Here is a 26,413-nt window from a genome sequence, read left to right on the forward strand (position 1 = left end):
TCGTTGGCGTTGCATCAACAAATCTGGCGCGACGAGGTGGGGGCATCTTGCGCCGCCGGTGGCTGTGCGGCGATCGGCCCATGCGCCCGCGTCGCTATGGCTCGACGGGGCGGTGCTGTTCGATGAGCATTCCCGCCATGAGCTTGGCGCGGTGGGCGGCCAGTAGATCTCCCTCGGCGGCGGAGATGATCGAGCCCTTCATCAGGATGTGCCAGGACCGGGCGAAATCGTCGGTGTCACACAATCCCGCCGCCTCGGCCCTGCCGCGCACGATGGCCCGGATATTGTCGAGGTATCCGATGCTGGCCTGCCCGGCCGGATGCGCGGAGCCCAGCTCGAGCAGCACGTTGATGAACGAGCAGCCGTCGAAATCGTCCCGCTTCTGGAACCAGTCGTGGAAGACGTCGAAAATCGCCAGCAACTGTTCTTCGGGTGTGTTGCCACGCACACGAGACTGGGTTTCGACCAGGCCGAGCGTCCACAGCTGCTCGCGACGCTGCAACACGGCGAGCACGAGATCGTCCTTGGATGCAAAATGCCTGTACAGCGTTGCCTTGGCCACACCGGAGAGCGCGATCACTTCGTCGGTGCCCACCGCTCGGATGCCGCGACGCGTGAACAACGCGTAAGCGGTGCTGAGGATTCGCTCGCGCGCGGGTGCGGCGGGTGCGACGCGTGGAAGGTTCGGCGTTTCCATCTCCCTTTCACCATAGCGCTGTACAGACAGGCCTGTCTCTGTTAGTAAAGAAAGACAGGTCTGTCTTGAGGATGCAGGGTGGGCCCGACTGTCGAGCGCCCTAGGCGCGAAACGAATCGAGTGTGCCCATATGAGCACAGCACTGCACGGTCTCAGCAATCCCACCCAACCCCCGGCGGATGAGCCGAAAGACGCCCGCCCCGGACTGAACGCGACCGTCGAACGTCGGGGCAACGCGGCCATCGTCCGTGTTCACGGCGAGGTCGACGCCTACACTCTGCCGACGTGGCGCAAACTGCTGCGGGAGGTTGTCACATCAACCGCGGCGCCGGGCCCCATCGTGATCGACACCGGCGGCCTCGGCTTCATGGCCTGCCGTTCCATGATCGCCTTGGCCGAGGAGGCCGAGGCATGCAGACTCCGGGATGTTCGGCTGTGCGTGGTCGGCAGCCCATTGGTCGTGACCCGCATCGTGGCGCTCCTCGACCTCGACGCTCTCCAGCCCGTCTACGCCTGCGTCGAGGACGCCCTGGCCGGCTCCGTGCCGAGCGGGGGCTCCTTGGGAGGCCGGGTCGCGGGATAGCGCGGAAGCCGGATCATGCCGAGTCCCGGCGGGCCGATGGCTCGCCGGGACTCGCGCGATGGGGGGGCCCTCATGCCCGGCCCGAACCGACCAGCCGACCCCAGCGTTCCGTGAGAATGCCGTGGCGCGGAGGATCCGTGGCGGTGAGCACCGGCCCGGCCTGCGCACCGGGCCGGGGCGCAGCGGTTGTGTTCGCGCTGATCGCAATCCTGTGCGCGGGAGCGAGTACGCGATTGGATCAGGTATCACCGGTGTTCTTCGCTGCCTGAGAGGAGCCGCCGACGCCTCGACCGGAGACGTGTCGGACTCGGACTGCCGAGAGCGGCGCGACCGAGGCGCCGGTCTTCGACAGCGCCGACCCGGGAACAGGTAGAGCCTCACACCAGGAGCACCACATGACAGCGCAGGCCACCGCCGCAACTCCGACCGACGCCTTCGTCGCCGATTGGCAGGACTGGCACCGCACGCAGGAGTCGCGACTTGCCGACCCGCACGGATTCCTGGCCATCACCGCGCTGCACTGGCTCACCGAAGAGCCACAACGATTCCCCGACGCGCCGGGCGCTTGGTCCACCGGCGCCGATGGCGTCACAGTGGTTCTCGACGACGGTGACGAGCTGGTGGTCGACGGGGTATCGGTGCGCGGTCGGTATGCCTTCGGCGCCATCCCCGAACGCGGTGGTGTGAACGCCGTATGGGGTGACGCGGTGATCGAGGTCGCCAAGCGCGGCGGGTACGACATCGTTCGACCGCGGCATCCGGACAACCCGCTGCGCAAGGCATTTCACGGCACGCCCGCCTACGCGCCGCACCCGAAGTGGGTGGTCACCGGCCGCTATGTCGCCTTCCCCGAGCCGCGGCCGACCACGGTCGGCGCCGCTGTCGAAGGACTCGAACACGTTTATGACGCGCCTGGGGAGGTGGAGTTCGAGCTGGAGGGCCGGGCGCTGCGCCTGACCGCGTTCCCCGGCAAGGATCCCGGCAGTCTGACCGTACTGTTCACCGACGAGACCTCGGGGGTCACCACTTACGCCGCCAATCGCGTCCTGCACCTGTCCCCGCCCGGCGACGACGGATCGGTGCAGCTGGACTTCAACCGATCCGCGAACCTGCCGTGCGCCTACACCGACCTGGCGACCTGCCCGTTGCCACCGGCGGAGAACCGCTTACCGGTCGCGATCGAAGCCGGTGCGAAGCTCCCGTACGAGCGCGGCGGAACCCGATGAGCGACACAACACCTGGGATCAGGACGTTGTCGTTCCTGACGCCGGGCAACTACCCCGACGACGATCCCTACGCGGGGCTCGAGGACACGCTGCGGCTGTTCGAGTACGGTGAGAGCCTCGGCTTCGACGGTGCGTGGATCCGGCAGCGTCATCTGGAGCACGGCGTCGGGTCGGCCGCGGTGTTCCTGGCCGCCGCCGGTCAGCGCACCAGCCGAATCCAATTGGGCACGGCCGTGATTCCCATCGGTTACGAGAGCCCGTTCCGGCTGGCCGAGGATCTGTCACTGGCCGATGTGCTTTCGCGGGGCCGGTTGCAAGCCGGCTTCAGCGCGGGCACCCCGCCGCATGCCGACTTGATCGGCGATCTGGTCTTCGACGGAGACTGGCGCTCCTACGATCTGTCCTACGGACGGATCACCAGGCTGATCGAGAACCTGCGCGGTGACTTCCTCGGTGACGCGGGCACGGTGATCCACTCGCCGGGCAACATCCAGCGTCCCCGGTTGCAGCCGCACAATCCCGGCTTGATCGATCGGCTCTGGTACGGCGGGGCGAGCACCCGTTCGGTCCGCTGGGCGGGGGAGAGCGGGCTGAATCTGCTCACAGGGAACATCGTCTTCGGCGACCGCAGTGACGATTTCACCACCACCCAATTGAGCTTGCTCGGCGAGTACCGCCGACTTGTGGATCCGGCCCGGCCCGCCCGGGTCGCGGTAGGGCGGGTGATCGTCCCGTTCGACAGCGCCGCCCGTGCGACTCGCGAGCGGTACCGGCAGTACGCGGCGAGCAGGTACGAGCGCACGCTGGCGCCACAGGGGGAGCGGCGTGTCCTGTTCGCCCCGGACCTGGTCGGCCCCGCCGAGGAGATCATCGACCGGCTGCGGGCCGATCCGGTGCTCGCGCAGACCTCGGAGCTGCGGCTGGAGCTGCCCTACGAGTTCCGCCGTGCCGACTACGAACAGATCTTGCACGACACCGTGGAGCTGATCGCTCCGGCCCTGGGTCATCGGCCCGCGTCGATCCGCTCCGGCGTCGAGCACGACACCGGTGAGGTGGCCGCGCCCGCTTGATCCGGGCGGCGCCGGTCGCTTCAGGCCGCGCCGAGTGCGGCGGCGAACCCGGGCCACGAGCTGTGCAGGTCTTCCTGCCAGTACGACCAGGAATGGGTGCCGTTGCCGCGCAGCTCGAAGGTGGCGGGAATGGCCAGCTGATCCAACCTTTCGCGCAGCTGACGGGTGCAGCGTTCGGCGAATGTCTCCAGGGCGCCGCCGATGAGGAGCTGGTCGATCAGCTTGCCGGGGCTGTGCTCGATCCCGGCACTGTCGAGGGTGTCGTACGGACCGGGCGCGCCGGTCCCGCTCGCGACATAGATCGCGGTACCGCGCAGCTCGTCCGCGTGCAGATACGGGTCGTTGGCCGCCCACGCGGGATCCGTCGGCGGACCCCACATGTTCACCACGTTGCCGCGGCGCCCACCCACCACCGCGCTCACGATCACTTGACCCTGCGGATCACTGGTGCGCACACACCCGGAATACGAGCCGATGGCCCGATACAACCCCGGTGCGGCCAAGGCCAGCTGGAACACCGACGTGCCCGCCATCGAGATGCCCGCGATCGCGTTCGCCCCGTTGCCCCCGAACTCCGCGTTCACGATCGGCGGCAGTTCCCGAGTCAGGAACGTGGCCCACCGCTGCCGTCCCAGCATCGGATCATCCGCACGCCAGTCCGTGAAATAGGAACTGGCGCCGCCGAACGGGATCACCACGTTGACTTGCTTGTCCCGGAAGAACTCCACCACATCCGTGCGGCTGAGCCAGTTCCCGTCAGCCCCGCCGTCGATCCCGTTCAGCAGGTACAGGGTGGGCGCGGGCGCCGATCTGTCGGCGGCAGGCAGGACACGGACGGTCACCTCGTTCGCCATCGCGGCGGAGTGGACCGTCAGCTCGACCAACCGTCCCGGGCCGGACGTCGTATCGGTGATATGCGGTCGATCGGGGGGCGTGCCGATCGGCGACGGGAGTTCCGGTTGGGCGCTCACCGGTCCGGCCGCGCCGGTCGCGAACCCGAGGACGACGATGCTCAGCGCCGCCACCAGCCGCGCGGTCCGCGCCGCACCACGGGGGTAGGACGGCGAGGCAGGGGAATTCACACACGGCCTTCCTGGGGAGGCTGGACGAAACAGGCCCACGGTAGGCCGCGGATGCCTCGGCGGGCAAGGCGGCGTCGCGCTTGTTGGGGGCGATGGCCACTGCGCCCGCGGCCTCGCTGGGAACGGCCACAAAACGCCATGGCCTGGGCCGAGCCCCACGAACGTCGCCGGTGATGGCCACGGTCAGTGGTCGGTGATCCAGGTGTCGGTGAACTCCGCCTCCGTGGCCAGCATGTCGAGTAGCCGGGTCACGATGGCTGCCTCGATCTTCCTGCCGAACAACGGGATACCGACTTCGGCGGCACCGGCCACCACAGCCTCGGCCGCTGTGTCGCTCTCGGTGAGCCGGACGGTGCCGCTCACCTGGGCGGGCACACCTTCGACGCGGGCCTCGAAACTGCCGCCCTCGCGGGTGTAGGTCTCGGAGCGGGTGATGACCAGGCCCTCGGGCCGCACCGCGGTGATGGCGCTGGGCAGCTCCGCCGCCGGAACGGTCTGCACCATCCGCACGTGCAGGCGGTCCTCGGCGGCGTCGAACTCGACGAGCTGTGCGTCGGCCCCGCCGACCTCCTCGATGCGGTCTTTCCAGTACTGCTCGTCGGCCAGCGCCGCACGAAGCGCGTCGGCCGAATGGGAGTAAGTGGCCGTATACGCCAAGGGGGTCGCCATCCGGCACACGCTACCTGCTGCCACGCCCTTCGCCGCTGGTGAACCGCCGACGCCGCCGCGCCGGACGCCCGCTGAATCGCCCTGGGAAACAAGAGGTTCGGCAGCAGGCTGCCACCAGATCGGTGGCAGCATTTGATACGCGGCTTCCCTCTCCTCCGGGCGCAGCACGGTGCCCGTACAGTAGGGGAAGGTGTTGAGCGCGACGAACATGCCGCTGACGCCCACCCAGATCCAGGTCTGCGGGTTCAGCGCGCTGTAGCGCACCACGTGATAGTCGCCGCGACCCCGGCAGTGCACGTCGCGGTGGCGCGACCGGCGCGACACCCGCTTTCGGTGATCCGGATGAGGTGCCGATGGGCGACGTCGTCATCGAAAACCGGACGCGATCTCATCGGCCGACAGCGGCGGCAGCTTTCAGGGGAGACGCATCAGCTGCCGGGAAAGCGTCAACAGACGGCGGGCGAGTTTGATGACCGGGATGCCCAGCGGAAGCAGGATGATCGTCACGCACAGCACCGCGCCGACGAGCCACAGCACGGCGGCGACCAGCCCCAGAACCGTGCCGAGCACGGCCGTGAGGATCCCCAGTATCGGACCGAGTAGACCCTGTAGCAATCGCATGATGACCTTCCGGTTTCCATTCTGCGCTTCTTGGGGCCCGTGCGCATCAGCCGATTTCGACCGGCGACTCCGAACGTACCGTGAGTCACTCCCGTGTCGTCGCGCCTCGCACGACTGCATCCGCTGCGCGGTACCGTCCCCGGTATGAGCCGAGCGATCGTGGAGCTGTCCCATCCTGTCTCGGACGGCATGCTCATCGATCCGACCCTGCCCGCACCGCGTGTCACGACGGCTGTGGCACGTGACCGATCGCCGCTGATCGACATGAGCTACCACATCGCACGCGTGGATATGGTCGGCACCACGGGCACCTACATCGACGCGCCTTTCCACTTCCACGCAGGCGGCGCCGACATCGCCGAGCTGCCGTTGGAGCGGTTGTTCAACGTGCCGATCGTGATGATCCGCGCGGTGGGCCGCCGCGCGGTGGGGCCGGACGTGCTGGGCGATCCCGCGCGCTTGTGGGGCAAAGCGGTGCTCGTGCACACCGGTTGGTCGGGGAAATGGGGATCGTCCGCGTATCGAGGGCCCGGCCATCCTTTCCTGGTCGGGGAGGTCGCCGAGGCACTGGTCGCCGCCAATGCGGCACTGGTGGGAATCGACTCGTCCGACGTCGACGACACGTCCTTGCCGACGCGGCCGTGCCACCACACGCTGCTCGGTGCGGGCATTCCGATCATCGAGCAGATGACGAATCTGAACGCGGTGCCCGACACCGGCGCCAGGCTGGTCGCTCTGCCCGCGCCGGTGCGCGGGACGGGCTCGTTTCCGCTGCGCGCCGTGGCGTGGATCGAGCACGGCGCAGTGGGCGACTGAGGAACCTTTCGATTCAGGTTCCGCAGTCGACCGGATCGCGCACCTCGGATCGCCTTCTACCGCCGCGGATCTCGAGGCAGGAACGGCGGGACCGCCAGATCGTCGCCGAAGATGTCCGGGAGGTCGCGCGCGACGCTGTCGGGGAATCGGGCGGGCCGCTTCTCCAGGAAGGCCGTCACGCCTTCCCTGGCGTCGGCGGCGGCGCCCCGGTGGTAGATGCCGCGAGATTCGATGCGGTGGGCGATCATCGGGTGTTCGGCTCCGAGGTTGCGCCACAGCATCTGCCGCGACAGCGCCACCGACACGGGCGCGGAATGCTCGGTAACCCGGCGGGCGAGCGCGCGAGCCTCGTCGAGCAGTGTGTCCGCGGGATGCAGTGCGGAGAACAATCCCGCGTCGAGCGCTTCACCCGCCTCGACGAGACGGCCCGAGTACACCCAGTCCAGCGCGGTCTGCATCGGCACCAGGCGGGGCAGGAACCAACTGGAACAGGACTCGGGAACGATGCCGCGGCGATTGAAGACGAACCCGATGCGGGCGTTGTCGACGGCCAGCCGGAAGTCCGCCGCGAGCGTCATGGTGATGCCGACGCCGACGGCGGGTCCGTTGACGGCGGCGATGACGGGTTTGCGGGATTCGAACATACGCAGAACGACCTCACCGCCGGTGTCCCGGTAGGATTCCGCGGCGTCCGCATCGCCCGCGACGAAGGTCTCCGCACCCGCCGACAGATCCGCGCCCGCGCAGAAGGCGCGTCCCGCGCCCGTGATGATCACCGCTCGAATCCGATCGTCGCGGTCGCAGGTGTCGAAGGCCTCGATCAACTCGGTCCCCATGGCGGTGGTGAACGCGTTGAGCTGCCGCGGGCGGTCGAGGGTGATGGTGGCGATGGCGTCGGAGACGTCCAGGCGAATATCGGCCATACCGGACAGCTTGCCATCTCGCCGACATCCCTGCTCCTGCCGGGGGTTCGCACCGCCCGGGACGGTGATAGTGCCGATTCGAATGAGAATGACTGTTTACTTAGTGCGCCGTGGACGATTAGCCTGTCGCCGTGTGCCGATTGGTCACGACACCTGGTTCCCCGTCCAGGGGCGGCAGCGGAAACCAGTCGGCCGGCGTTTCGCGCCGTTGTTCGGCAACCCGGAGAAGAGGAGTGGGATGGAGATCAGCAACGCGGTCGCGGCGGTGACCGGTGGTGCGTCGGGACTCGGCTTGGCGACCGTGCGGGAGCTGCACGGCAAGGGCGCGAAGGTCGTGATCGTCGACCTGCCGTCGTCCTCCGGCGAGGCCGTCGCCAAGGAACTCGGCGACGGCGTGGTCTTCGCCGCGGCCGACGTCACGAACGAAGAGCAGGTCACCGCCGCCCTCGATGCCGCGCAAGAGCTGGGCGACCTGCGCATCGCGGTGAACTGCGCGGGCATCGGCAATGCCATCAAGACCGTGGGCAAGAACGGGGCATTCCCGTTGGCGGACTTCACCAAGGTGATCAACGTCAACCTGGTGGGCACCTTCAACGTGATCCGGCTTGCCGCCGAACGGATCGCCGAGACCGATCCGGTGGGCGAGGAGCGGGGCGTCATCATCAACACCGCGTCGGTGGCGGCGTTCGACGGCCAGATCGGGCAGGCGGCGTACTCGGCCTCCAAGGGCGGAATCGTAGGCCTGACCCTGCCGGTGGCACGTGACCTCGCGGCGATCAAGATCCGGGTGGTGACCATCGCGCCGGGACTGTTCCACACTCCGCTGTTCGCCACGCTGCCCGACGAGGCCATCGCCTCCCTGGGCGCGCAGGTCCCGCACCCCTCGCGGCTCGGCGACCCGGCCGAATACGCCGCGCTCGCGCGGCACATCGTGGAGAACCCGATGCTCAACGGCGAGACCATCCGCCTCGACGGTGCCATCCGGATGGCGCCGCGCTGAGGTAGGTGCTGCGAAAGGGCGTGAACCGGGCGAGTGCGGCCGTACCTCTCGCTCGGTCACCGGGTTCGTTTGGGGCCGGGCGATATACGGATGCCGACGACGGTGATGACCGTGACCACCAAGACCGTCATGAGCCTCATGAGGTTCCATACGGCAGGGTCTCGGGGCGGTTCGGAGGCTTGCACGTCCTTTCCCCGCTGACGGCTGGGTGGGGACGAGGGCAGCGCGGCGAGGGGGCGTTCGGCCTGGAGCGGTGTCTGCGTCGCGATGGCGGCCGGTGACGGAACGATACGGAATTCGGGGGCGGGCGGGCCGAGTTCGAGTGGGCTCATAGGCACCGGCGGCGGGGTGGGAAGCAGCAACAAGCAGGTCAGCAATGCGCTGCCGGAGAAGGCGCTGCCGATGCCCGCGCTGCCGAGGGCCGATCCGCTCGACCCCGTACCGACGAGGCTCGATCCCGGGCCGATGAGGCTGGATCCGAGGGAGCCGAAGCCGCTGCCGGTCGCGAGTCCGAGCACGAGCAACGCGCTGCCCGTCGCGGCGCTGCCCGTGCATGCCGCCTGGACGCTGCCCGTGTCGAGTTGCAGCGACTCGGCCGGACTACTCGCCGTGATGTCCGGGTGGGCCGTCGTGTCCGCCGCGCGGGATGCGCTGTCGTCGAGTTGCTCACGACCGGTGGCGAGAAGCCCGCCACGAGTGCCACCGGTCTCGGCGCTGCCGCTTGCCGGACGACCGGCGCTGCCGGAAGGAAACCGAACCGGACCGAGAGCCAACGACCCACCGCTGGTCGCGCCCTCGGCACCGAGGCCCGAGGCACTGCCGGACGACGGGGCGCCTGCGGCGAGGCTGGAACCATTGCCCGGGAAGGTGCCCACGGGGGCTGCGCCCGAACTCCCCGTCGCCAGGTCGCCGAGGGGCAGCCAGGGCAGCGGGTCCGCTGATGCTTCCAGCGGTGGCGCCGCGAGTGCCGCGAGGGTCAGCGGCAGCATCGCGGTGGCCAATCCTCGTGCCAACCGATGTGTTCGAGTTGCGTCACGGTTGCGTCGCATGTGCAGTCGCCTCGTCGTAGTCGAAACCGGGCCGGAAGGTCACGTGGTGTGCTGATACCGGGACAGAGCGAGTTCGAAGGCTTCCTTCGGGACCACGTTCCCACCGGAGAACGGCTCGTCGAGGTTGTAGATCGCCCGGATCACCACACCGACGATGGCGCCGAGCAGCGCGGTGGTCACGACACTGCGCTTGGTGATCTGCACACCGGAGAGGACCACGCTGAACAGCAGGAGGACCGTGCAGATCCACATGGCCAGATAGAGGAAGCCGGGAACCCGGTAGCCTGCGTCCAGCGCACGGTCGGCGCGCGCTTGGGCCACGGCGTCTAGGCTGGTCAGGGCGCTGGTACGAAGCGTGTCGACCTCGGCGTCCGCGGTGTCCACCGCGGCCACCGCGTCGCGCAGGGCGTCGAGGGTGTTCTGGGTGGATTGACTGAGATGACCGTCGTCGGCCATGACGGTCCATTCCTCGGTGCGGACTTGCTCGGTGTAATCGCGCACCAGGCCCTGGATTCGCGTGTGGTCGGGCTCGGGCATTCCGTGCGCGGCCCAGTACGTATCGATCAGCGCCTTGGCTTCGGCGATGGTGTGGTTGCGCGCGTTGTCGTACTGCTGCCAGGCGATCACAACGATGAACGCCACCACCGCCATGAAGATCGTGTTGATCAGGTTGAGCACCAACGCGCCGACCGTGTCGTCGTCGGTCTGCCGCCAGGTCTTCGGATGTAGGCGATCCCCGGCCACGAAGACGGCCACCGCGACGAGCGCGGTGAGAGCAGGCACGAGAAATTCGAAGGCCATGCGGGGACTCCGTTCTGTCTGAGTGGTTCTCGCGACCGCCGCGTCGGCGACGTTCCGCAGGCCTGTCGCACTACGGGGGTTGGTGCATGGGTGTGTATCGAGCACCGCCGGGCAAGCCGTATCCGAGGTCGGAGGGTGCGACGGTCCTCAGTTGTTCTGCGTCGGTCCGTATCTCACCCGAGGGATCGTCTCGGAACTGATCGCGTGCTCAGTCCTGCGGAACGGCCATGATGTGATCCCGCGAACTCGTCGAGACGCACATCGGATATCGGTCAGGAGACGAGCCGGAACTGTCTCGACCCGAGCACTTCGATGGTCATGCGTGGCCCTCACCCCCGAGATGGATTCCGAGACCGTCGACGATGGAGCTGTCGAGAGTCTGCGTTCGTTCGGATCAGATCAGTGGTGCACAGCAAATCGATACGTGACACGGTGCCCGTGCGAACCAGGCGCCGTGGAAATCTTCTACCCAGCAGATCATTCTGGACGACATTGATGGTAGACCGCGAAACCAGCTGCGTGTGGCGAAATTTCGGAGATAGGTCATGGCAGTGCGGATGGCCGGAGACGTCCCTGGCCTCTCCATAGCGTAGGAACATGAGGGATGCGCGATCGGAGCGGGGCCGTGTACGCTTTGCGCAGCTACCAATCGGCGTAACAGAACTGCCCTGGGCCGCGAAACCCGCGTCCGGACAACAGAAGAAGCCACAGATGACCAGATTCGCGCATTATGTCGGCACCCTGCCTGCCGAACTGATGACGGGCGATCGTGCCGTCATGCAATGGTTTGCCGACCACAGCGAGGGACGGCCGGTCACGGCGGTGCCTTGCGACCTCGATCCGGATTGGATCTTCGACTACCTGCGTACGCGCAAGCAGCACGCCGACGTATTCGAGATCGTCCGGGCGGGCGAGTACACCGACTACAGCGATTTCCCCAGCTACGGTGTGCGGCCCGGGTGCACGCTGGAGCCGCGGCACGTCTCGATGGACCGCGTCGAGCGCATCGGCCAGGTCGTGGAGGCTTTCGAGGCGCTGCGCAGCGACCGGCCCGAGCTGGCTGGGACGAAAGTGCAGATAAGTCAGCCGAACCCGCTGGACCTCGCGATGTTCGTCTTCGCGGGCGCCGCGGTCTCCGCTGGGCTCCCGGTCGGGCCCGCGGTGCGTGGTTCCGGGTTCGTGGTCGGTGCGCTGCGGCAGCTGCCGGTGTTCACCGAAGCCGTATTGCAGGAGATGACCCAGGTGGTCGAGCGGTACGGCGACCGCGTCGTCTTCCAGGTGGAGTCGCCCATCGCGCTGCTGAGCATGGTCAAAGCCGAGCAACTACGTTCGCAATGGGCGCTGGCGCCGCTCGTCGCGCGGCAGCTCGCCGGTTTTCTCGGGCGGATGCAGGAGGTCGGGGCGGAAGCGATCGTGCACCTGTGCTACGGCGACTATCAGCACAAGAGCCTGTTGACTCCACGCAGTCTCACCCCGGCGGTGAAGTTGCTGCGTCGTACCGCACGGTTGCTGAACAAACAGGGGACGCGACTACCCCCGGTGCACATCCCGTGCGCCTACGGTGCCGAACCGGCACCGCTGGATCCGCGGTTCTACGCACCGCTGCGCAAGCTCGACGCCGAGTGGAGAGTGATCGCCGGTGTCGTCTCGCCGGACTCCCGCGAGGACAGCGCCCGCGCGCTCGCTCTCTTCGAAGAGGCGGCCGGACGCGCGGCCTACGGTGTCGCCACCGCCTGCGGCCTCGGCCGATGCACCGTCGACGACGCGAGGCAGGCGGTCGCTACCACGGTCTCGTTGACCGGCGTCGGTGACGAACGCGAACCGTAATCCGCCGGGCGGTAGCCGGCGGCCGGTGACCGCGGGCGGCGTGCACGTCCTCCGGGCGTCGGGGACGAACTCGGGGAGGCCCGCGACCGCCGTGGGCTCGGATGCCGACCAGCGCCTCCGCCGAGGTATCGCGTCGGATCCGTCGAATTGCGTTGTCGCGAACCCGCTCTCGCGTGTGCGCCGGTGCCGCCTTCGTCGGCGCCACGACCGGAGCGTTGCTATGTTGCTAGCGTAGGCGGGTCGCCGAGTTCTGGACAACAGGTCTCGGCAGGCACGTGTACCCGCTCACTGACCACGATCGTCGAATTGCTGTTCCATAACCTGGAGTCACGTTCTTGACCACACCACAGTCCCCGATGGCCGCGCCGCACACCACTGGAACCGGAGCGTGCCCCGTCCAGCACGGATCCCCGACGGAGACGGACGCGCCGCGAGTCGAGATGTACACCAAGGAGTTCGTCGCGGACCCGCATCTCGCGTACCGGGAGATGCGCCGTAAGCACGGCTCGCTGGTCCCGATCGAGTTGGCGCCCGGTGTGCCTGCCACCCTGGTGATCGGCTACCAGACGGCGGTGCGCATCCTCAGCGATCCCGACCATTTCCCCGCCGATCCCCGCACGTGGCAGAAGACCATCCCCTCGGACTCGCCCGTGCGGCCGATGATGGAGTGGTATCCGGCCGCGCGGTACAACACCGGCCTCGCACATGACCGCTATCGGCATGCCTCCGTCGACGCCATCGACGGGATCGATTTGTTCGACGTGCCGACTACGGTCGAGAAGCTCGCTGTCCCGCTGATCAATTCCTTCTGCGAAGCCGGGTCCGCCGACCTGGTGACCCAGTACGCGTTTCCACTCGTTCTCGACGTCCTCAACGAGATGGTCGGTTGCCCGGGCGAGATCGGCGAGCGGGTCGCGACCGGCATGGCCGCCCGCTTCGACACCGTCCGCGGCCCCGAGGGCATGAGAATGCTCAAGGAAGCGTTGATGCAGCTCATCCGGCTCAAGCGCCGGGAACCGGGCGACGACGTCACCTCACGGCTGGCGCATCACACCACCGACCTCGACGACATCGAGATCTTCGCCCAGCTCATGAGCTTCTACGGTGCCGGTTTCGAAGCGCAGCGCAATCTGATCACCAACGCCGTGCTGCTGATGATCACCGACGACCGGTTCCGCTTCGGTGACGTCCTCGGACGCAACCTGTCCACCACCGACGCTCTCGACGAGGTCTTGTTCAACGACCCGCCGATGGCGAACTTCTGCACGACGTATCCGCGGCAGCCGATCATGGTCGACGGTGTCTGGTTGCCCGCGGACCAGCCGGTCGTCATCAGCCTCGCCGGTTGCAACAACGACCCGGAGATCCGCGGGACCGATGAACCCGGCGGCAGCCGGATCGGCAACCGTTCCCATCTGGCATGGAGCGCGGGCCCGCACGCCTGCCCGGCCAAATCCGTCGCGTACATGACGGTGCAGAACGCCATCGATCAGCTGTTCGACGCCCTGCCCGAAATCCAATTGGCCAGGCCCAAGAGCGAACTGCAATGGCGGCCGGGCCCGTTCCACCGGGCTCTGACGGCTTTGCCGGTCGTCTTCCCGAAGTCCGCGCCGGTGCGTATCGGGTAGGACGGTCGGGTTCGCCGTGGATGACGCGGCATCCGTCGCGGAACGCGGATTCGCAGCTGGAAAAGTTGGCAATTCCCGAGCAGCGCAAATGGATTCGGGCGGCACCGGTTGCCTGTTACGCTTCGGCCATGTCGGTTCGAACGCGCCTCGCGGCCCGTGCGGCACGCTGAGGACTACCCCGGGCTGTTCCAGTCCGCGGACACGGCGTCGCTGTACGGCCAGAAGTTCTATCTGCGCGCCTACGGAGCTCGGCTCTGGCTGGCGGTGGTGGCGGCGGCCTGCGCGGCGTTCACCGTGCGCGTCGGCTCCGCGCGCACGGATGTGGCGGCCATCCTGACCGCCATGGCCTTCGTCGGAATCCTCGCCGTCGACGTGGGCGTCCTGCGCGGCCGTCCGGGTAAGTCCTGGTACGAAGGTCGCGCGCTCGCCGAGTCGGTGAAGACCTTGACCTGGAAGTACGCGGTGCGGGGTGCGCCGTTCGTCGGGACGCTGTCCCCGGCCGAGGCCGATCGGATGCTGATCGAGCGCATCATGTTGCTGCGCCAGGACATCTCGGCGCTCGCCCTGCGGCCGACCACCGCGCCGACCATCACCGACCGCATGCGGCAGCTGCGTTCGGCTCCGTTCGATGAACGGCGCCGCGTCTACCTGGACGATCGCATCAGGGAACAACAACGGTGGTACGCGGCCAAATCCGGCTACCACCAGCGTAGGTCGCAGGTATACGGCACGCTGGCACTCGTTTTCGAGGTGGCGGGTGTGGCCGGCGCGCTGGCGAAGGCGTTCAACGCGGTCGCATTCGACCTCGCAGGCATTTTCGCGGCCGCCGTGGCAGGTCTGGCCGCTTGGTCATCGGCCCGCCAGCACAGCACCGGCGCCGCTGCCTATGCCGTCGCCTCGAACGAACTGAGCATCGTCGCCGAAGTGCTGGAACAGAACAGCACCGAAGCAGCCTGGGCGGACGCCGTATCCGACGCCGAGGAAGCGATCAGCCGCGAACATACTCTCTGGCGAGCGTCGCACGGCGAATAACACCCGCGGCCGGCAGCCGTCTTTCATCGGACGTCCGATGGTCCGGCGTGGCTGCCGGATTTGACCGGGGACAGTGCTTATCATGATCACGCTGTGTGACGTGGCGGCGTTGCATGGCGAACGGGGAAGCGGCCCGTCCGGCGGAAGCGTGACGCCGGGCGGGCCGTTGCATTCGGTCGGTCCGCGCCGGATCGTGCGGTCGAATTCGGGAGGCAAGGGGTGAGCTTGCCTGTGCTGCCGCGTTTGTCGCCGGTCGGGGCGGGTAGGCATCGACGAATGGCGTAGGTCAGGAGGTCGGAGTATGACATCGAACAATGCCGTCGGACAGTTGCGCAGCGTCGTGCTGGACTGCCCCGGACCGCGAAAACTCGCCGGGTTCTACCGGGACCTGCTCGGGGGAGACCTGCTCGAGGGCGATGACGACGACTGGGTGGTGCTGGTCGAGACCTCGGGCAGGCGCATCGCGTTTCAGACGGCGCCGCAGTACAAACCGCCGCGTTTCCCGGACCCCGAGGCGTCGCAGCAGGTGCATTTCGACGTGCTGGTGGACGACATCGAGCAAGCCGAACGGGCGGCGCTCGCCTTGGGGGCGACACTCGTGCAAGGCGAAACGGACGGAGCGTTCCGTGTTTACGCCGACCCGGTGGGGCACACGTTCTGTCTGGTATGGCTGCCGGACGAGTAAGGAGCCGGACAGGCCGGGCACCCTGCCCGGCCTGTCACTTTTGCGGCGATCACGCGATATGCGACGAATGCCCCTGCGTGGGGATCGGCCGGGTCGTGGCGAGTGCCTGCCGATCAACCTCGAACTCCGCCGCTCATTCGGGCGGTGCCGGTCGACGGATGTCGTCGGCCACCGATCCGCCCGCGACGTCGGCGGCGACACCGAGCTGCTCCTCGTAGGGAAGGTCGACCGGCACGCGGTCGCTGTCGGAGGTGATGTCTTTCAGCCTGTGGTCGTCGTCCTCGGGTCTCCCGCTTCCCTCCGTCTCGGGGGCCCGGTTCGGATCGACGTCCGGTTCCTCCTCGGCGAGCCGGTCCCCGATCGGTCGCGGATGAGCTTGCTCCCACGGTGTCACGCCGTACTTCGTGACGCCGCTCCAGTGTTCCGGTGGGTCCATTCCGGCCTCCAGCGGGTCGGAACGCAGTCGGTCCTCGTCGAGATCCTCGGCGCTGTTGAGCGCCGCCGGATCGGATTCGACCGAGTCGGGTGCCCCCGTGTCCTGCGGCGGGTCATAGGTCTCGTTCGGTTCGGTCATCACTGCCTCCTCTCCTGCATTCAGCGACTTCCCGGAACTGTCGGCAGCAAACATTCGGAGACGGGTCCGACAGCGCCCGGCGAGGGGCACGCACCCCGGCCGCGGGCTTACGGCGGCGAAGTCACCTACGTGTGAACACGCCGAGGTGTTCGATGTCGTAGTACTCGAGGGTGAGCTTGCCGTCCTCGAAGGTCGCCCGGGAGACCGAGCCGTGGTTGGCGTTTTCGCCGGCCGGTGTGAAGACGAAAGTGTCGCCGTCCCAGTGTTTCAGTGGGAAGGTCATATTGTTCGGGCCCAGGCTGAGGGTCAGGGAATTGCCGGTGGCGGCTACCGTCGCGGGGCCGTAGTAGGGATTGTCGTAGGTGCCTGTATACGAGGCGGACGGTCGAGCGGGAGCGGGGTCGGCGGGCGGCTGCTTGCCTGCCAGCGCCCCTGCCGGGGCGCTCAGCGGCTGGAATGCTGTTCGATAGAGCGAGCGCCAGTCCTGCTGGATCTTCCCGAACTGGACCAGGTCGGCGAACTCCGCGTTCAGCGTTTCCGGCACGCCGATCGGTGCCGCGTTGGTGAGTGTCACGATGCCGACGTCGGCGGAGGGAATCAAGGTGAACGCCGTGCCCGCACCGAGGCCGAACGCCCCCGAGTGACCGAGTACGACCCGGCCCGAGGCGGAATCGCCGACGTTGAAACCGAATCCGTAGAACCCGGCGCGCGCGTCGGGCGTCTTCGGCGGCGCCGACACCGCCTGCGGGGAGATGGCGGGCAGAAGATCCTCCGGTGGCACCAGGACGGAGCCACCCGCGGAGCCGTTCGCGAGCACCATCGTCATCCATTTGGCCAGGTCGGCGACCGAGGAACTGATGCCTCCCGCCGGCGACTGGGCGTCCGGCCGACGCTGGGGATTGGCCGGCTGGTACTTCCCGTCGACCAGAACGTGCCCCTCGGCCCGGTTCGCGCGAGCCGCGAAGTCGGCGTAGCGAGAGCTGGTCGATGTCATGCCGAGCGGGCGGTAGATCGTCTGTTCGGACAATGTCTCCCAGTCGGTTCCCGCCGCCGTGGCCACTGCGACAGCGGCCGCGGTCAGCCCGAAATTGGTGTATTCGTAGGAGTCCCGGAAGGCGCCCAGCGGCAGCAGCCGGAGCCGGTCGAGAATCTGTCCGCGGTCGTAGCCGAGGTCCTCCAGCAGGTCACCCGCGTGATCGGGCAGTCCGGAGCGGTGCGCGTACAGGTCGCCGACCGTCACGTGCTCGGTGACGTAGGGATCGGCGAGCGCGAAGGACGGCAGCAGCCGGTGTACCGGAGTGTCCCATTCGACACCCCCCGCGGCGATCCGGCGAGCCACGACCGTCGCTCCGATCGGCTTGGACAGCGACGCGAGCTGGAAGACCGTATCCGGGTCCACCTTCTCCTCGGTCACGACGTCGCGGACGCCGAAGCCTCTGCTGTACACCACCTTTCCACCGTGCACGACGGCGACCGCCATGCCGGGAATAGCCGATGAGGTGAGCAGACTCTCGGCGAGGTCGTCCAGTTCGCCCACGGCATCATCGATCCGTCCGTCCGGTATCGGCACACCGGCGAACCGGTCGGGCAGCACCGTGGAACCGGACGGTGCTGCCGTCTCGGTGGGGTCCGCTTCGTCGTCGCCACACCCGGTGAGGGCGAGGAGGACGGCCGCCGCCATCGCCGTGGGACCGAGCCATCCGCGCCGCCGTGTGCTCACCGGTCGCCTCCTGGCTGTCGTAGCGACAAAAGACCAGATAAAGGCTAGTTGAGTAGGGATAGCTGCGTGGCACGTTCTGGCGTCAGCGGCGGCCGGGTTCCTGCTGAGCCCGCCCCCATGGGTCCGGCCGCTGACCTACCCGGCGGCGGGCGTCTCCCGGATCTGCACGATCGGAAGCACCAGAGCCGCGGGCGAACTCGCCGGAACGACCGGGTTCACCGGTGCGACGGGAGCGATACGCCGGTATCCCGTGCCCACCAGGGGGCGGGTGTCCACCTCACCCTTGTTGGGCCAATACGCCGCCGCGCGTTCGGCCTGCGCGGTGATCGTCAGCGACGGGTTGACGCCCAGGTTGGCCGAGACCGCCGCGCCGTCGACCACGCTGAGCGTGGGGTAGCCGTAGACGCGGTGATAGGCGTCGATCACGCCGTGCTCGGCGTCGGCTCCGATCACGGCTCCACCCAGGAAATGGGCCGTCAGCGGGATGTTGAAGATCTCGCCCCAGCTGCCGCCCGCGATGCCGCCGATCTTCTCCGCGACCCGCCTCGTGACGTCGTTGCCCACCGGGATCCAGGTCGGATTGGGCTCGCCGTGGCCCTGTCTGCTGGTGAGCTTGCGGGCGAACAGGCCGCGCTTGGTGTAGGTGGTGATCGAATTGTCCAGGTGCTGCATGACCAGCGAGATGATGGTCCGTTCGCTCCAGTTCCTGGTGCTCAGGAAGCTGAGCAGGTTCATCGGATGCCGCAGCACCAAGCCCAGGAAGCGCAACCAGCGCGGGATGCGCCCACCACCGTCCACCATGAGCGTCTGGAGCAGGCCCATGGCGTTGGAGCCCTTGCCGTAGCGGACCGGCTCGATGTGCGTGTCCGGGGTGGGATGGATGGACGAGGTGATCGCGACGCCCTTGGTGAAGTCGACGCCGGGGCGCACCTTCTTGGTGGCCGCGCCGACGATCGATTCCGAGTTGGTGCGCGTCAGCATGCCGAGCCGATCGGACAGGTCCGGCAATACCTTTTTGTCGCGCATGGCGAACAGCAGCTTCTGCGTGCCGCGCGTGCCCGCGGCCAGCACGACGTGCGAAGCGGTGAGCGTCCGGGGCTGCTTGCGAAGCCACGCGCCGGTGCGGGCGGTGGATACGTCCCAGGTGCCGTCGGGATGCGGACGCAGCTCGGTGACCGTCGTCATCGGAATGATCTCGGCGCCCGCCTTTTCCGCCAGGTAGAGGTAGTTCTTCACCAAGGTGTTCTTGGCGCCGTACTTGCAGCCCACCATGCAGTCGCCGCATTCGACGCACCCGGTGCGCTCGGGCCCGACGCCGCCGAAGTACGGATCCGGCACCGTCTTGCCCGGCTCGCCGAAGAACACGCCGACGGGAGTCTGCACGAACGTGTCGCCGACGCCCATGTCGTCGGCGACGGCCTTGAAGACCTCGTCGGCGGGCGTCAGGTGCGGATTGCGCACCACGCCGAGCATCTGCTGCGCGCGCTCGTAGTAGGAGGTCAGCTCGTCGCGCCAATCGGTGATGTCACGCCACTGCGCGTCGCGGAAGAACGGCTCCGGCGGCACGTACAGGGTGTTCGCGTAATTCAACGAACCGCCCCCGACGCCCGCGCCGCCGAGGATGAGGACATTGCGCAGCGGATGGATGCGCTGGATTCCATAGCAGCCGAGGGCGGGCGCCCACAGGAACTTCTTCAGCTGCCAGCTGGTCTCGGGCAACTCGTCGTCGGCGAAGCGCCTGCCCGCCTCCAGTACGCCGACCTTGTAACCCTTCTCCACCAGCCGGAGCGCGGTGACGCTGCCGCCGAACCCCGAACCGACGATCAGCACGTCGAAATCCGTCGTCCGCTGGTCCATGTGGAACTCCTCGATCGTGTCGCCAGTGACTCGGCTAACACTACTCTCCGGTAAGTAACGGTCCGCAACTCGGCTGGAAACGGCGAATCGCTGCGGTAATGCGGTTTGCCAGCTGTTGCCCGGCCCTTTTTCAGAGCGATGCTCTCATTAGTTGACAACGCTCTCTGAATGGCGCATGGTTTTGTCATGCCGACGACACCGCGTGCCCGAGCCAGGGCCCAGACCATGAACGACATCGTCCGGATCGGGCGCGAGCACCTGGCAACCGACGGCGCCGCCGCCCTGTCGCTGCGTGCGGTGGCGCGTGACCTCGGCGTGGTCTCCTCGGCGGTCTACCGATATGTCCGTAGTCGCGACGAGTTGCTGACCCTGCTCGTCGTGGACGGTTACAACGCGCTCGGCGACGCGGTCGACGGCGCGCTGGCGGCCGAGGCCGATCCGATCGACGGGTTGCGGGCGCTCGGGCGAACGGTACGGCGCTGGGCGCTGGCCGAACCCGCCCGCTACGGGTTGCTGTTCGGCACGCCGGTCCCCGGTTACGACGCACCGGCTGCCGAGACCATCGCGCCGGGCACCCGCGTGATCGCCACGATGCTGACCCTCTTCGCTCGGGCATACGGAGCAGGCGAACTCGCGGCCCCGGCGGGGGAGCCCCGGATATCCACCGCTCTCGCGGGCAGTTTCACGCGGATCCGCGACCAGTTCCAGCTGGAGGTGCCCGATTGGCTGATCGTCCGCGGCGTGACGTTCTGGGTCGGTCTGTTCGGGGCGGTGAGCGCGGACGTCTTCGACATGTACGGTGCCGACACCTTCGCCGACCGGGAGGAATTATTCGAACTGCAACTCGACGGCCTGTTGGACATGCTCGGTCACCGGCCGTGATTCCGCACCCGGACGGGGGAGTCCGCGATCGGTCTTGGCGGCGTGTGTTGCGATGGGAGGCGTGACTTCCTCCGAACAGCCCCCGGCACCCGATATCAGTGCGGCGACGGCATGGGCGCGCCGGATCGGTGTGCGGATGCCACTGGTCAACGCGCCGATGGGTGGCGTAGCGGGCGGACGGCTCGCCGCGGCGGTGACCGCGGCCGGTGGACTGGGCATGATCGGGATGGGTAGCGCCGGATCGGACGCGGCGCTGGAGCGGGAACTGCCGCACATCCGAGGCTTGGACGGGCCGTTCGGCATCGGTCTCGTCGATTGGGTCGTCGCGCGCGAGCCGCGGCTGCTGGAGGTCGCGATCGAGGCTCGTCCCGCCCTGATCTCGGTGAGCTTCGGCTCGGACCTGGATTGGGCGGCTCGGGTCGCGGACGCGGGAATCGTCCCGGCCACCCAGGTCTACAGCGGGCAGGACGCGCGGCGTGCGCAAGACGCGGGCATCGGCGTCCTCGTGGCCCGCGGCGTGGAGGGCGGCGGACACGGCGCCGTGAACGCGCCGCTGCTGCCGCTGCTGGACGAGGTGCTGGCCGTGGCGACGGTCCCGGTACTCGCGGCGGGCGGCATCGGGGCACCGCGGGATCTCGCCGCCGTACTCCGAGCAGGGGCCAGTGGCGCATGGCTCGGTACTTGTCTGGCGGCGTGCTCGGAATCGCTGCTGCCGGATGCGGGCCGCCGAGCCCTGCTCGACGCGCGCGGTACCGACACCGTGCTCACCCGCGCCTACGACGTCGGGATGGAATTGCCGTGGCCGGTGCGGTTTCCCGCGCGAGTGCTGCGCACCGGATTCACCGACCGATGGACCGGACGGGAGGAGGAACTCGCCGTGGATCCGGTGGCCAAGCACGCGCTCACCGCCGCGCTCGCCGCGAACGATCCGGCCGTCGCGCCGATCGACGCGGGCTCGAGCGTCGATCTGGTCACCTCCGTGGAACCGGCCGCTCGAGTGCTGGAGCGGCTGTGGTCAGGGGCGACGGGATCGGTCGCGGACTGAGCGTTTCAGTCCTCGCTGCTGGTCCGCTCGCCGAGATAGCGGAGCAGCTCGGGATCGGAGGAGGTCAGCCGATCGACTTCCTCACCGCCGGTGCATTGGTAGAGCGCGACGGTGACCGAACCGGACCGGCGCCCGGCGACCCGCCAGACCCCGCCCGCGTCGGTCCAGCGCCGGAGTGCCGCGACGGGATCGTCGGTCATCGCCTACCTCCACTCGCCGACATGCGGCTTCGATCTCACCGTGGCACGGTGACCGGGTCGGAGCAGCTTGCCGGTCCGTCCACGAGAGAGCAATCCTTCGGCGCGCGGGTCGGCCGGTACCCGGGCGCGACGCCGCCGGCTCGGGTGATGTCCGTGTAGGCGGCCACCGCGTCCGTGGGCTTACGCGTCAGTGTCGGATCGGTGCGGACGTCGACGGTGTAGAGGCCGAAACGTGGTGTGTAGGAACCCCACTCGTAGTTGTCGGTCAGGCTCCAGTAGTTGTAGCCGATCAGGTCGATCCCGTCTGCCTTGGCGCGCTGCAGCCAGTAGACGGTGTCGCGGAGGGAATCGGCGCGGCCGTATCCGTCCGCCCGTGGGAGGCCGTTCTCGGTGGGCATTCCGTTCTCCACGATGTAGAGCGGCTTGCCGGGGAACTGGCGCGCGTAGTGCTGCAGCGCGTAGTAGATGCCCTCCGGCTGCAACGGATTCTTCCACAATTCGTTGAGATTCCCCGTGGTAGTGAGACTGTCGGGGGAGAGGCCGTAGTAGTAGTCGATGCCGACGTAGTCGAGCTTTGCGCCGATCCTGTCCACCAGTGGCTTGTTCACCACGTCCTCGGCGGCCGGGATGTAGGCGACATTGCTGGTCACCATCGCATCCGGCTGAACTCGGTGAATGAAGTCGTAGATGCTGTTGTGCGCCTCGGCGATCCGGTCCTGCATCCCGGGCGCGGCGGCGGGCGGCAACCCGCCGTTGCGCAGTTCGTTCACCACGTAGAAGGTCGGCTCGTTGAATGTGACCCACAACGGCTTGTACGGGGCGTAGCGATCGACCACCGTGCGCGCGTTGGCAAGCCAGTCCTCGACGATTCCCGCGTTGTTCCAGCCTCCGCGGTCGACCGCCCAACCCGGATAGACCCAGTGGTCGATGGTGATCATGGGGCGCATACCCGCGTCAGTGATCGCGGCGACCACGTTGTCGTAGAACCGCAATCCCTCGGGGTCCCACTTGCCCGACTCCGGCTGGAGCCGCGCCCACTCGATGCCGATGCGATAGACCTTCACGCCCAGGCCCGCCGCGAGGGCGATGTCCGAGCGGTAGCGCGAATAGAAGTCGATCGAATCCTGATACGGGTCCGATGTCTTGCCGGACGCGACGTAACGCGACCAGTTGCTGTCCGGGGCATGGCCTTCCGACTGGTACCCCGACGCGGCGACGCCCCAGAGGAAGTCCGGGCCCATCGGCGTGACCACGGCGGGTGGCGCGGGCCGAGCCGCCGCCGGAGCGGCGATTCCGAGCAAGGCGGCGGCGACAGCCGCGAGGGCGGCTGAGACGCGGCGGGGGTGGGAACGCATCGAACTCCTGTTCCGAAAGGGGCGACGGGCGCTCGTGGACCTCCGGCGCACGGATGGGGTGGGGGCCACGGGGGACAGGGTAACTGGTCGCTTGTCCGTTTTCAGGAAGACGGGGAGGGGTGTCCAGGCGAGACGAGCTCTCTGACTTGCTCGGACGGCTACATAGGGATGGGAGGGCTGTCTCTTGCGGCTTGCGGCATCAGAAAAATATGGATACGTAGATATGCGCATCTAACCATGTATTCACAACCAGGGAATTCAGCTCACGTCCACATCAAAAGAAAACCAACAAGGAGAGGAGGGGCCCGTCCTCGGGCCAGGCATTCCGGTCAGGCGAGCTCGTCGGCCGAGTCGTAGCCGGCGGCTGCGCTCCGTCGGAGGAATTCCGCGATCAGCTCGAGTTCGGCATCGGTGTAGCCCTCGCAGATGGCGTCCATCCGGCCGTTCATTCCACTGAATATTCGGTAGAGCTCTGGGTTTCGGTCGTGCAGTGCACGCACGGTGACGGCGCGTCGGTCGGCGCCCTCGGTATCACGCTCGCGGATCACCCATCCGCCACGCTGGAGGCGGTCCAGAATGCCGGTCAACGTCGCCGGGTGCAGACCGGCACGTGCCGCCAACGCAGTCGGCGTCAGCGGCCCGTGTCGGTTGATCAGATCCAGGCAGGTCCAGTCGGCGTCCTTCAGTTCCACCTTGTTGCCGAAGCGGCGGTTGAGCACGGACAGTTGGGTGTTCAGATCGCGTAGCGCCTCTTTGACGGACGTGACCAACCGCCGGTGCCGCCGGGTCGCGGCCGGATCGACTGCGGAACTCATCCAAGTCACCTTCACGAGTCTTTGTATGGATTCCGTATTATACGCACCGCCAACTGGAAGAGGCGCCGCCGCGCGCGCTCAGTGCTTGCCGAGCGCCTCGGTGCGAATCAGTCGCAGCAGGCTGGGATTATTCGAGGTGGTGACGACGCTGACGATCTTCTGCACATATCGGTCGTTGTCGACGAGCCGGAGCAGGCAGGCGGCCAGGTCCGCTCGGGAGGTGAACCGGCCCTCGACGTGGCCTTCCGCGAGTGTGTAGTCGGTGACGAGCGCGGAGGTGTACAGGCCACTCGGACGCACGACCGTCCAGTCGAGTTCGGTTTCTGTGAGCAGGGATTCCATCGCGCGCATATCGTCGTAGAGCGTTTTGCCCATGACCTGCGTGAGATAGGGCTGCAAGACGCGATTGAACAGAAAGCCCGCGTCCGCATATGGTCTGGGGTCCACGGCACTGGACGAGACGACCGCGATACGGCGTACCGCGTGCTTGCGCATGGCGGCGACGATATTGGCGACCCCGGCCGAGTACGTCGTGATCGGTTGCTTGCTGTAGGGCACACCGAGTGTCGACAGCACCGCGTCACCGCCCGCGATCGCGCTCTCGACGGAGTCTGCCGCATGGACGTCGCCCTCGAACGTCGTGAGCCGGTCGTGTTCGAGCGGGAAGTCGAGTGGCTTGCGAGTGACGGCGACGACGTCATGACCGGCCGCGAGAGCCTGAGTGGTCAGCAAGCGGCCGGTGGGACCGTTCGCCCCGAAGACGATGAGACGCATGGATGTTCCTTCTGGGTTGGTGCGGGCCGCGAAAAACGGCACCGGAAGCGGGGAGGGGGTACTTCATTGATGGGGAGAGCGACCCGTTCGGGCTCTGGCGTCAGAAGCCTGCCCGGGGGGATGGCCCCAGGATTTCGACGCCGTGACGGGCGGCTGCGGCGGCGAGGAGGGTGGTGTCGGGCGGACTGGTGGGCGCCGGGGGAAGAGACAGGGATTCGGCCGGACAGCCGGTTTCGGCGAACCATCGCTCGAATCCGCCCGGTGTGATCAGGGTCAGGAACCGGCAGATGTCCGAATCGACGCGGTAGGCGTGAGGCAATCCGCGTGGCGCGAAGACAGTGGCACCGGTGGACACCCGAAATCGCTGATCTGCGATATGCACGGTGAGTTCACCCGCCAAGACGATGAAGATCTCGTCCTCGTGTTCGTGCCGGTGCGGCGGAGCCGCGGTACCGCGTCGGCAGGTGTGCCTGGTGATGGCGAGCCGGCCGTCGGTCTGGTCTGCGGTGGCGTCGAATTGGATCAGCGCGCCGAGGTGCCAGACCGCGCGGTCCACGTCGTCACCGGACCGGAGCGGGGACGGCGTCACGACCAATCCGCGCGGTGATCGGCGGCCCATGTCGCGAACGAGCGTGCCGGACGGCCGAGAATCGCGTCCACCTCGTGAGTGACGATGGGCGTTCGGTCGAGTTCACGAGCGTAGCGCTCCATGAGCGCGAGCACGAAGCGCTCGTCGAGACCTTGCCCGATCATCGCGCGCGTGGCTGCTTCGACCGGAACCTGTTGAAATCGAAGGGGTTTGCCGATCGCGTCGCCGATGACGGCGACCATCCGCTCCAGGCTCACGGCCTCGGGGCCGGTGATGGTTATGCGGCGGCCGAGGAGGCTGTCGTCCCACATGGCCCGTGCGATGACGTCCGCGACATCCTGTTCGTGGATGACCGCCTCGGCGAAAGACGCATATGGGCCGAAGACGGTGTCACCAGCGGCCACTTGCTTTCGCCACATCGCCGATGTGTTCATGGCGAACGAACTCGGTCGTACGCTCACCCACGGCAGTCCGCTCGCGACGACCGCCCGCTCGACCTCCGTGTTGCGGTCACCGTTGTATCGGGAGGGCTGATGAGCGGGTTCGTCGTCGGCGTTGCAGGCCGACATGACGACGACTCGGCCGACACCGCGTGTCGAGGCGCTCCGGAGCAGTTCGCCGACATGATCCTTGGCGGCCCGCGGGTGGACGAACAGGGCATCGACCCCCTGCAGGGCCTCGTTCATCTCTTCGAACGCCACGGCTTCCACATCCTCGGGAAAGCCGGCGACGGGCTGTCGAGAGACGGCGCGGATTCTCGTTCCGGTGGATAGCAAAGCGCTGACGAGGGGGCGGCCGATGGTGCCGGTGGCACCGGTGATCAGGTACATGCCCAACTCCTATCTAACTCATATCGTATGAGTTAGATAATACATGCTGCGCCGCGTCGATCA

The 26,413-nt window shown here is 67.6% G+C and carries 27 protein-coding genes; 11 read left to right on the forward strand and 16 right to left on the reverse strand.

The window, feature by feature from the left end; translation table 11 throughout:
• Positions 1-94 precede the first annotated feature (94 nt).
• Positions 95-697 (reverse strand): TetR/AcrR family transcriptional regulator, encoded by a 603-nt coding sequence (locus tag ABZ420_RS07885; protein WP_357118534.1) that lies wholly within the window; start codon positions 695-697, stop codon positions 95-97.
• Positions 698-827: 130 nt separating this feature from the next.
• Between ABZ420_RS07885 and ABZ420_RS07890 the strand changes: the two genes are divergently transcribed.
• The 3 genes from ABZ420_RS07890 (at position 828) to ABZ420_RS07900 (ending at position 3,576) form a co-directional block, all read left to right on the forward strand.
• Positions 828-1,280, forward strand: coding sequence for an anti-sigma factor antagonist (locus ABZ420_RS07890; protein ID WP_357118537.1), 453 nt, complete (start codon positions 828-830; stop codon positions 1,278-1,280).
• A 395-nt stretch (positions 1,281-1,675) separates the two neighbouring features.
• On the forward strand, positions 1,676-2,506 hold the full coding sequence (locus tag ABZ420_RS07895; protein ID WP_357118540.1) for a DUF1684 domain-containing protein: 831 nt from the start codon (positions 1,676-1,678) through the stop codon (positions 2,504-2,506).
• The gene (locus ABZ420_RS07900) at positions 2,503-3,576 is read left to right on the forward strand and encodes an LLM class flavin-dependent oxidoreductase (protein ID WP_357118543.1); all 1,074 of its coding nucleotides are present in this window, start codon (positions 2,503-2,505) and stop codon (positions 3,574-3,576) included. Before ABZ420_RS07895 ends, ABZ420_RS07900 begins: the two co-directional genes overlap by 4 nt.
• A 20-nt stretch (positions 3,577-3,596) precedes the next feature.
• Here ABZ420_RS07900 and ABZ420_RS07905 read toward each other — a convergent pair whose 3' ends face one another.
• The 3 genes from ABZ420_RS07905 to ABZ420_RS07915 form a co-directional block, all read right to left on the reverse strand.
• Complete coding sequence (locus tag ABZ420_RS07905; protein ID WP_357118767.1) at positions 3,597-4,517, reverse strand: alpha/beta hydrolase family protein; 921 nt, start codon at positions 4,515-4,517, stop codon at positions 3,597-3,599.
• Positions 4,518-4,841: 324 nt separating this feature from the next.
• Positions 4,842-5,651: a DUF2505 family protein gene (locus tag ABZ420_RS07910; protein ID WP_357118546.1), complete on the reverse strand. Its 810-nt coding sequence runs from the start codon at positions 5,649-5,651 to the stop codon at positions 4,842-4,844.
• Between the two features lie 90 nt (positions 5,652-5,741).
• Positions 5,742-5,948: a hypothetical protein gene (locus tag ABZ420_RS07915; RefSeq protein ID WP_357118549.1), complete on the reverse strand. Its 207-nt coding sequence runs from the start codon at positions 5,946-5,948 to the stop codon at positions 5,742-5,744.
• A 144-nt stretch (positions 5,949-6,092) separates the two neighbouring features.
• Between ABZ420_RS07915 and ABZ420_RS07920 the strand changes: the two genes are divergently transcribed.
• The gene (locus ABZ420_RS07920) at positions 6,093-6,764 is read left to right on the forward strand and encodes a cyclase family protein (RefSeq protein ID WP_357118551.1); all 672 of its coding nucleotides are present in this window, start codon (positions 6,093-6,095) and stop codon (positions 6,762-6,764) included.
• Positions 6,765-6,820: 56 nt separating this feature from the next.
• Here the strand turns inward: ABZ420_RS07920 and ABZ420_RS07925 are convergent, their stop codons facing one another.
• On the reverse strand, positions 6,821-7,687 hold the full coding sequence (locus tag ABZ420_RS07925; RefSeq protein ID WP_357118554.1) for a crotonase/enoyl-CoA hydratase family protein: 867 nt from the start codon (positions 7,685-7,687) through the stop codon (positions 6,821-6,823).
• 238 nt (positions 7,688-7,925) lie between these two features.
• Between ABZ420_RS07925 and ABZ420_RS07930 the strand changes: the two genes are divergently transcribed.
• On the forward strand, positions 7,926-8,687 hold the full coding sequence (locus ABZ420_RS07930; protein ID WP_357040491.1) for a 3-hydroxyacyl-CoA dehydrogenase: 762 nt from the start codon (positions 7,926-7,928) through the stop codon (positions 8,685-8,687).
• A 56-nt stretch (positions 8,688-8,743) separates the two neighbouring features.
• Here ABZ420_RS07930 and ABZ420_RS07935 read toward each other — a convergent pair whose 3' ends face one another.
• Positions 8,744-9,676 carry a hypothetical protein gene (locus ABZ420_RS07935; RefSeq protein WP_357118557.1) on the reverse strand — a complete coding sequence of 311 codons (933 nt, stop codon included), beginning with the start codon at positions 9,674-9,676 and terminating at the stop codon, positions 8,744-8,746.
• A gap of 99 nt (positions 9,677-9,775) precedes the next feature.
• Positions 9,776-10,537 carry a DUF4239 domain-containing protein gene (locus ABZ420_RS07940; protein WP_357118560.1) on the reverse strand — a complete coding sequence of 254 codons (762 nt, stop codon included), beginning with the start codon at positions 10,535-10,537 and terminating at the stop codon, positions 9,776-9,778.
• A 711-nt stretch (positions 10,538-11,248) separates the two neighbouring features.
• On the opposite strand from ABZ420_RS07940, the gene ABZ420_RS07945 reads away from it, so the two are divergent.
• The 4 genes from ABZ420_RS07945 to ABZ420_RS07960 all read left to right on the forward strand — a co-directional run bounded on the left by ABZ420_RS07945 (position 11,249) and on the right by ABZ420_RS07960 (position 15,709).
• The gene (locus ABZ420_RS07945; RefSeq protein WP_357118563.1) at positions 11,249-12,364 is read left to right on the forward strand and encodes a hypothetical protein; all 1,116 of its coding nucleotides are present in this window, start codon (positions 11,249-11,251) and stop codon (positions 12,362-12,364) included.
• A gap of 356 nt (positions 12,365-12,720) precedes the next feature.
• Entirely contained in the window at positions 12,721-13,992 is a 1,272-nt protein-coding gene (locus ABZ420_RS07950; protein ID WP_357118769.1) for a cytochrome P450, read from the forward strand.
• A 156-nt stretch (positions 13,993-14,148) separates the two neighbouring features.
• Positions 14,149-15,024, forward strand: coding sequence for a DUF4231 domain-containing protein (locus tag ABZ420_RS07955; protein ID WP_357118566.1), 876 nt, complete (start codon positions 14,149-14,151; stop codon positions 15,022-15,024).
• A gap of 301 nt (positions 15,025-15,325) precedes the next feature.
• Positions 15,326-15,709 carry a VOC family protein gene (locus ABZ420_RS07960; RefSeq protein WP_357118569.1) on the forward strand — a complete coding sequence of 128 codons (384 nt, stop codon included), beginning with the start codon at positions 15,326-15,328 and terminating at the stop codon, positions 15,707-15,709.
• Between the two features lie 133 nt (positions 15,710-15,842).
• Here the strand turns inward: ABZ420_RS07960 and ABZ420_RS07965 are convergent, their stop codons facing one another.
• The 3 genes from ABZ420_RS07965 to ABZ420_RS07975 form a co-directional block, all read right to left on the reverse strand.
• Complete coding sequence (locus ABZ420_RS07965) at positions 15,843-16,283, reverse strand: hypothetical protein (protein WP_357118572.1); 441 nt, start codon at positions 16,281-16,283, stop codon at positions 15,843-15,845.
• A 121-nt stretch (positions 16,284-16,404) separates the two neighbouring features.
• Entirely contained in the window at positions 16,405-17,964 is a 1,560-nt protein-coding gene (locus ABZ420_RS07970; RefSeq protein ID WP_357118772.1) for a serine hydrolase, read from the reverse strand.
• A gap of 174 nt (positions 17,965-18,138) precedes the next feature.
• On the reverse strand, positions 18,139-19,860 hold the full coding sequence (locus tag ABZ420_RS07975) for a GMC family oxidoreductase (protein ID WP_357118575.1): 1,722 nt from the start codon (positions 19,858-19,860) through the stop codon (positions 18,139-18,141).
• A gap of 186 nt (positions 19,861-20,046) precedes the next feature.
• Here ABZ420_RS07975 and ABZ420_RS07980 point away from each other — a divergent pair, with 186 nt between their 5' ends.
• Positions 20,047-20,742, forward strand: a complete 696-nt coding sequence (locus ABZ420_RS07980; RefSeq protein WP_357118578.1) for a WHG domain-containing protein — start codon at positions 20,047-20,049, stop codon at positions 20,740-20,742.
• A 136-nt stretch (positions 20,743-20,878) separates the two neighbouring features.
• Positions 20,879-21,787 carry a nitronate monooxygenase gene (locus ABZ420_RS07985; protein WP_357118775.1) on the forward strand — a complete coding sequence of 303 codons (909 nt, stop codon included), beginning with the start codon at positions 20,879-20,881 and terminating at the stop codon, positions 21,785-21,787.
• Positions 21,788-21,792: 5 nt separating this feature from the next.
• Here ABZ420_RS07985 and ABZ420_RS07990 read toward each other — a convergent pair whose 3' ends face one another.
• The 6 genes from ABZ420_RS07990 to ABZ420_RS08015 form a co-directional block, all read right to left on the reverse strand.
• Positions 21,793-21,987: a hypothetical protein gene (locus tag ABZ420_RS07990; RefSeq protein ID WP_357118581.1), complete on the reverse strand. Its 195-nt coding sequence runs from the start codon at positions 21,985-21,987 to the stop codon at positions 21,793-21,795.
• A 35-nt stretch (positions 21,988-22,022) separates the two neighbouring features.
• Positions 22,023-23,342: a family 1 glycosylhydrolase gene (locus ABZ420_RS07995; protein ID WP_357118583.1), complete on the reverse strand. Its 1,320-nt coding sequence runs from the start codon at positions 23,340-23,342 to the stop codon at positions 22,023-22,025.
• A gap of 329 nt (positions 23,343-23,671) precedes the next feature.
• Positions 23,672-24,157, reverse strand: a complete 486-nt coding sequence (locus ABZ420_RS08000) for a MarR family transcriptional regulator (RefSeq protein WP_357118586.1) — start codon at positions 24,155-24,157, stop codon at positions 23,672-23,674.
• Between the two features lie 78 nt (positions 24,158-24,235).
• On the reverse strand, positions 24,236-24,931 hold the full coding sequence (locus ABZ420_RS08005) for an NAD(P)H-binding protein (RefSeq protein WP_357118589.1): 696 nt from the start codon (positions 24,929-24,931) through the stop codon (positions 24,236-24,238).
• A 100-nt stretch (positions 24,932-25,031) separates the two neighbouring features.
• On the reverse strand, positions 25,032-25,520 hold the full coding sequence (locus tag ABZ420_RS08010; protein WP_357118592.1) for a cupin domain-containing protein: 489 nt from the start codon (positions 25,518-25,520) through the stop codon (positions 25,032-25,034).
• Positions 25,517-26,350 carry an NAD(P)H-binding protein gene (locus ABZ420_RS08015; RefSeq protein ID WP_357118595.1) on the reverse strand — a complete coding sequence of 278 codons (834 nt, stop codon included), beginning with the start codon at positions 26,348-26,350 and terminating at the stop codon, positions 25,517-25,519. Before ABZ420_RS08015 ends, ABZ420_RS08010 begins: the two co-directional genes overlap by 4 nt.
• Positions 26,351-26,413 lie beyond the last annotated feature (63 nt).

Origin of the sequence: Nocardia sp. NPDC005745, from assembly GCF_040630775.1 — a bacterium.
In the GTDB taxonomy this organism is placed as follows: domain Bacteria; phylum Actinomycetota; class Actinomycetes; order Mycobacteriales; family Mycobacteriaceae; genus Nocardia.

Excerpts from the sequence above, each read along its gene's own strand:
- ABZ420_RS08000 (WP_357118586.1), bottom strand. The coding sequence starts at position 24,157 with ATGAGTTCCGCAGTCGATCCGGCCGCGACCCGGCGGCACCGGCGGTTG.
- ABZ420_RS07920 (WP_357118551.1), top strand. The coding sequence starts at position 6,093 with ATGAGCCGAGCGATCGTGGAGCTGTCCCATCCTGTCTCGGACGGCATG.
- ABZ420_RS08005 (WP_357118589.1), bottom strand. The coding sequence starts at position 24,931 with ATGCGTCTCATCGTCTTCGGGGCGAACGGTCCCACCGGCCGCTTGCTG.
- ABZ420_RS07945 (WP_357118563.1), top strand. The coding sequence starts at position 11,249 with ATGACCAGATTCGCGCATTATGTCGGCACCCTGCCTGCCGAACTGATG.
- ABZ420_RS07935 (WP_357118557.1), bottom strand. The coding sequence starts at position 9,676 with ATGCTGCCGCTGACCCTCGCGGCACTCGCGGCGCCACCGCTGGAAGCA.
- ABZ420_RS07995 (WP_357118583.1), bottom strand. The coding sequence starts at position 23,342 with ATGCGTTCCCACCCCCGCCGCGTCTCAGCCGCCCTCGCGGCTGTCGCC.
- ABZ420_RS07890 (WP_357118537.1), top strand. The coding sequence starts at position 828 with ATGAGCACAGCACTGCACGGTCTCAGCAATCCCACCCAACCCCCGGCG.
- ABZ420_RS07975 (WP_357118575.1), bottom strand. The coding sequence starts at position 19,860 with ATGGACCAGCGGACGACGGATTTCGACGTGCTGATCGTCGGTTCGGGG.
- ABZ420_RS07930 (WP_357040491.1), top strand. The coding sequence starts at position 7,926 with ATGGAGATCAGCAACGCGGTCGCGGCGGTGACCGGTGGTGCGTCGGGA.
- ABZ420_RS07925 (WP_357118554.1), bottom strand. The coding sequence starts at position 7,687 with ATGGCCGATATTCGCCTGGACGTCTCCGACGCCATCGCCACCATCACC.
- ABZ420_RS07900 (WP_357118543.1), top strand. The coding sequence starts at position 2,503 with ATGAGCGACACAACACCTGGGATCAGGACGTTGTCGTTCCTGACGCCG.
- ABZ420_RS07915 (WP_357118549.1), bottom strand. The coding sequence starts at position 5,948 with ATGCGATTGCTACAGGGTCTACTCGGTCCGATACTGGGGATCCTCACG.
- ABZ420_RS07970 (WP_357118772.1), bottom strand. The coding sequence starts at position 17,964 with ATGGCGGCGGCCGTCCTCCTCGCCCTCACCGGGTGTGGCGACGACGAA.
- ABZ420_RS07985 (WP_357118775.1), top strand. The coding sequence starts at position 20,879 with ATGCCACTGGTCAACGCGCCGATGGGTGGCGTAGCGGGCGGACGGCTC.
- ABZ420_RS07885 (WP_357118534.1), bottom strand. The coding sequence starts at position 697 with ATGGAAACGCCGAACCTTCCACGCGTCGCACCCGCCGCACCCGCGCGC.
- ABZ420_RS07990 (WP_357118581.1), bottom strand. The coding sequence starts at position 21,987 with ATGACCGACGATCCCGTCGCGGCACTCCGGCGCTGGACCGACGCGGGC.
- ABZ420_RS07950 (WP_357118769.1), top strand. The coding sequence starts at position 12,721 with ATGGCCGCGCCGCACACCACTGGAACCGGAGCGTGCCCCGTCCAGCAC.
- ABZ420_RS07980 (WP_357118578.1), top strand. The coding sequence starts at position 20,047 with ATGCCGACGACACCGCGTGCCCGAGCCAGGGCCCAGACCATGAACGAC.
- ABZ420_RS07965 (WP_357118572.1), bottom strand. The coding sequence starts at position 16,283 with ATGACCGAACCGAACGAGACCTATGACCCGCCGCAGGACACGGGGGCA.
- ABZ420_RS07940 (WP_357118560.1), bottom strand. The coding sequence starts at position 10,537 with ATGGCCTTCGAATTTCTCGTGCCTGCTCTCACCGCGCTCGTCGCGGTG.
- ABZ420_RS07960 (WP_357118569.1), top strand. The coding sequence starts at position 15,326 with ATGACATCGAACAATGCCGTCGGACAGTTGCGCAGCGTCGTGCTGGAC.
- ABZ420_RS07895 (WP_357118540.1), top strand. The coding sequence starts at position 1,676 with ATGACAGCGCAGGCCACCGCCGCAACTCCGACCGACGCCTTCGTCGCC.
- ABZ420_RS08015 (WP_357118595.1), bottom strand. The coding sequence starts at position 26,350 with ATGTACCTGATCACCGGTGCCACCGGCACCATCGGCCGCCCCCTCGTC.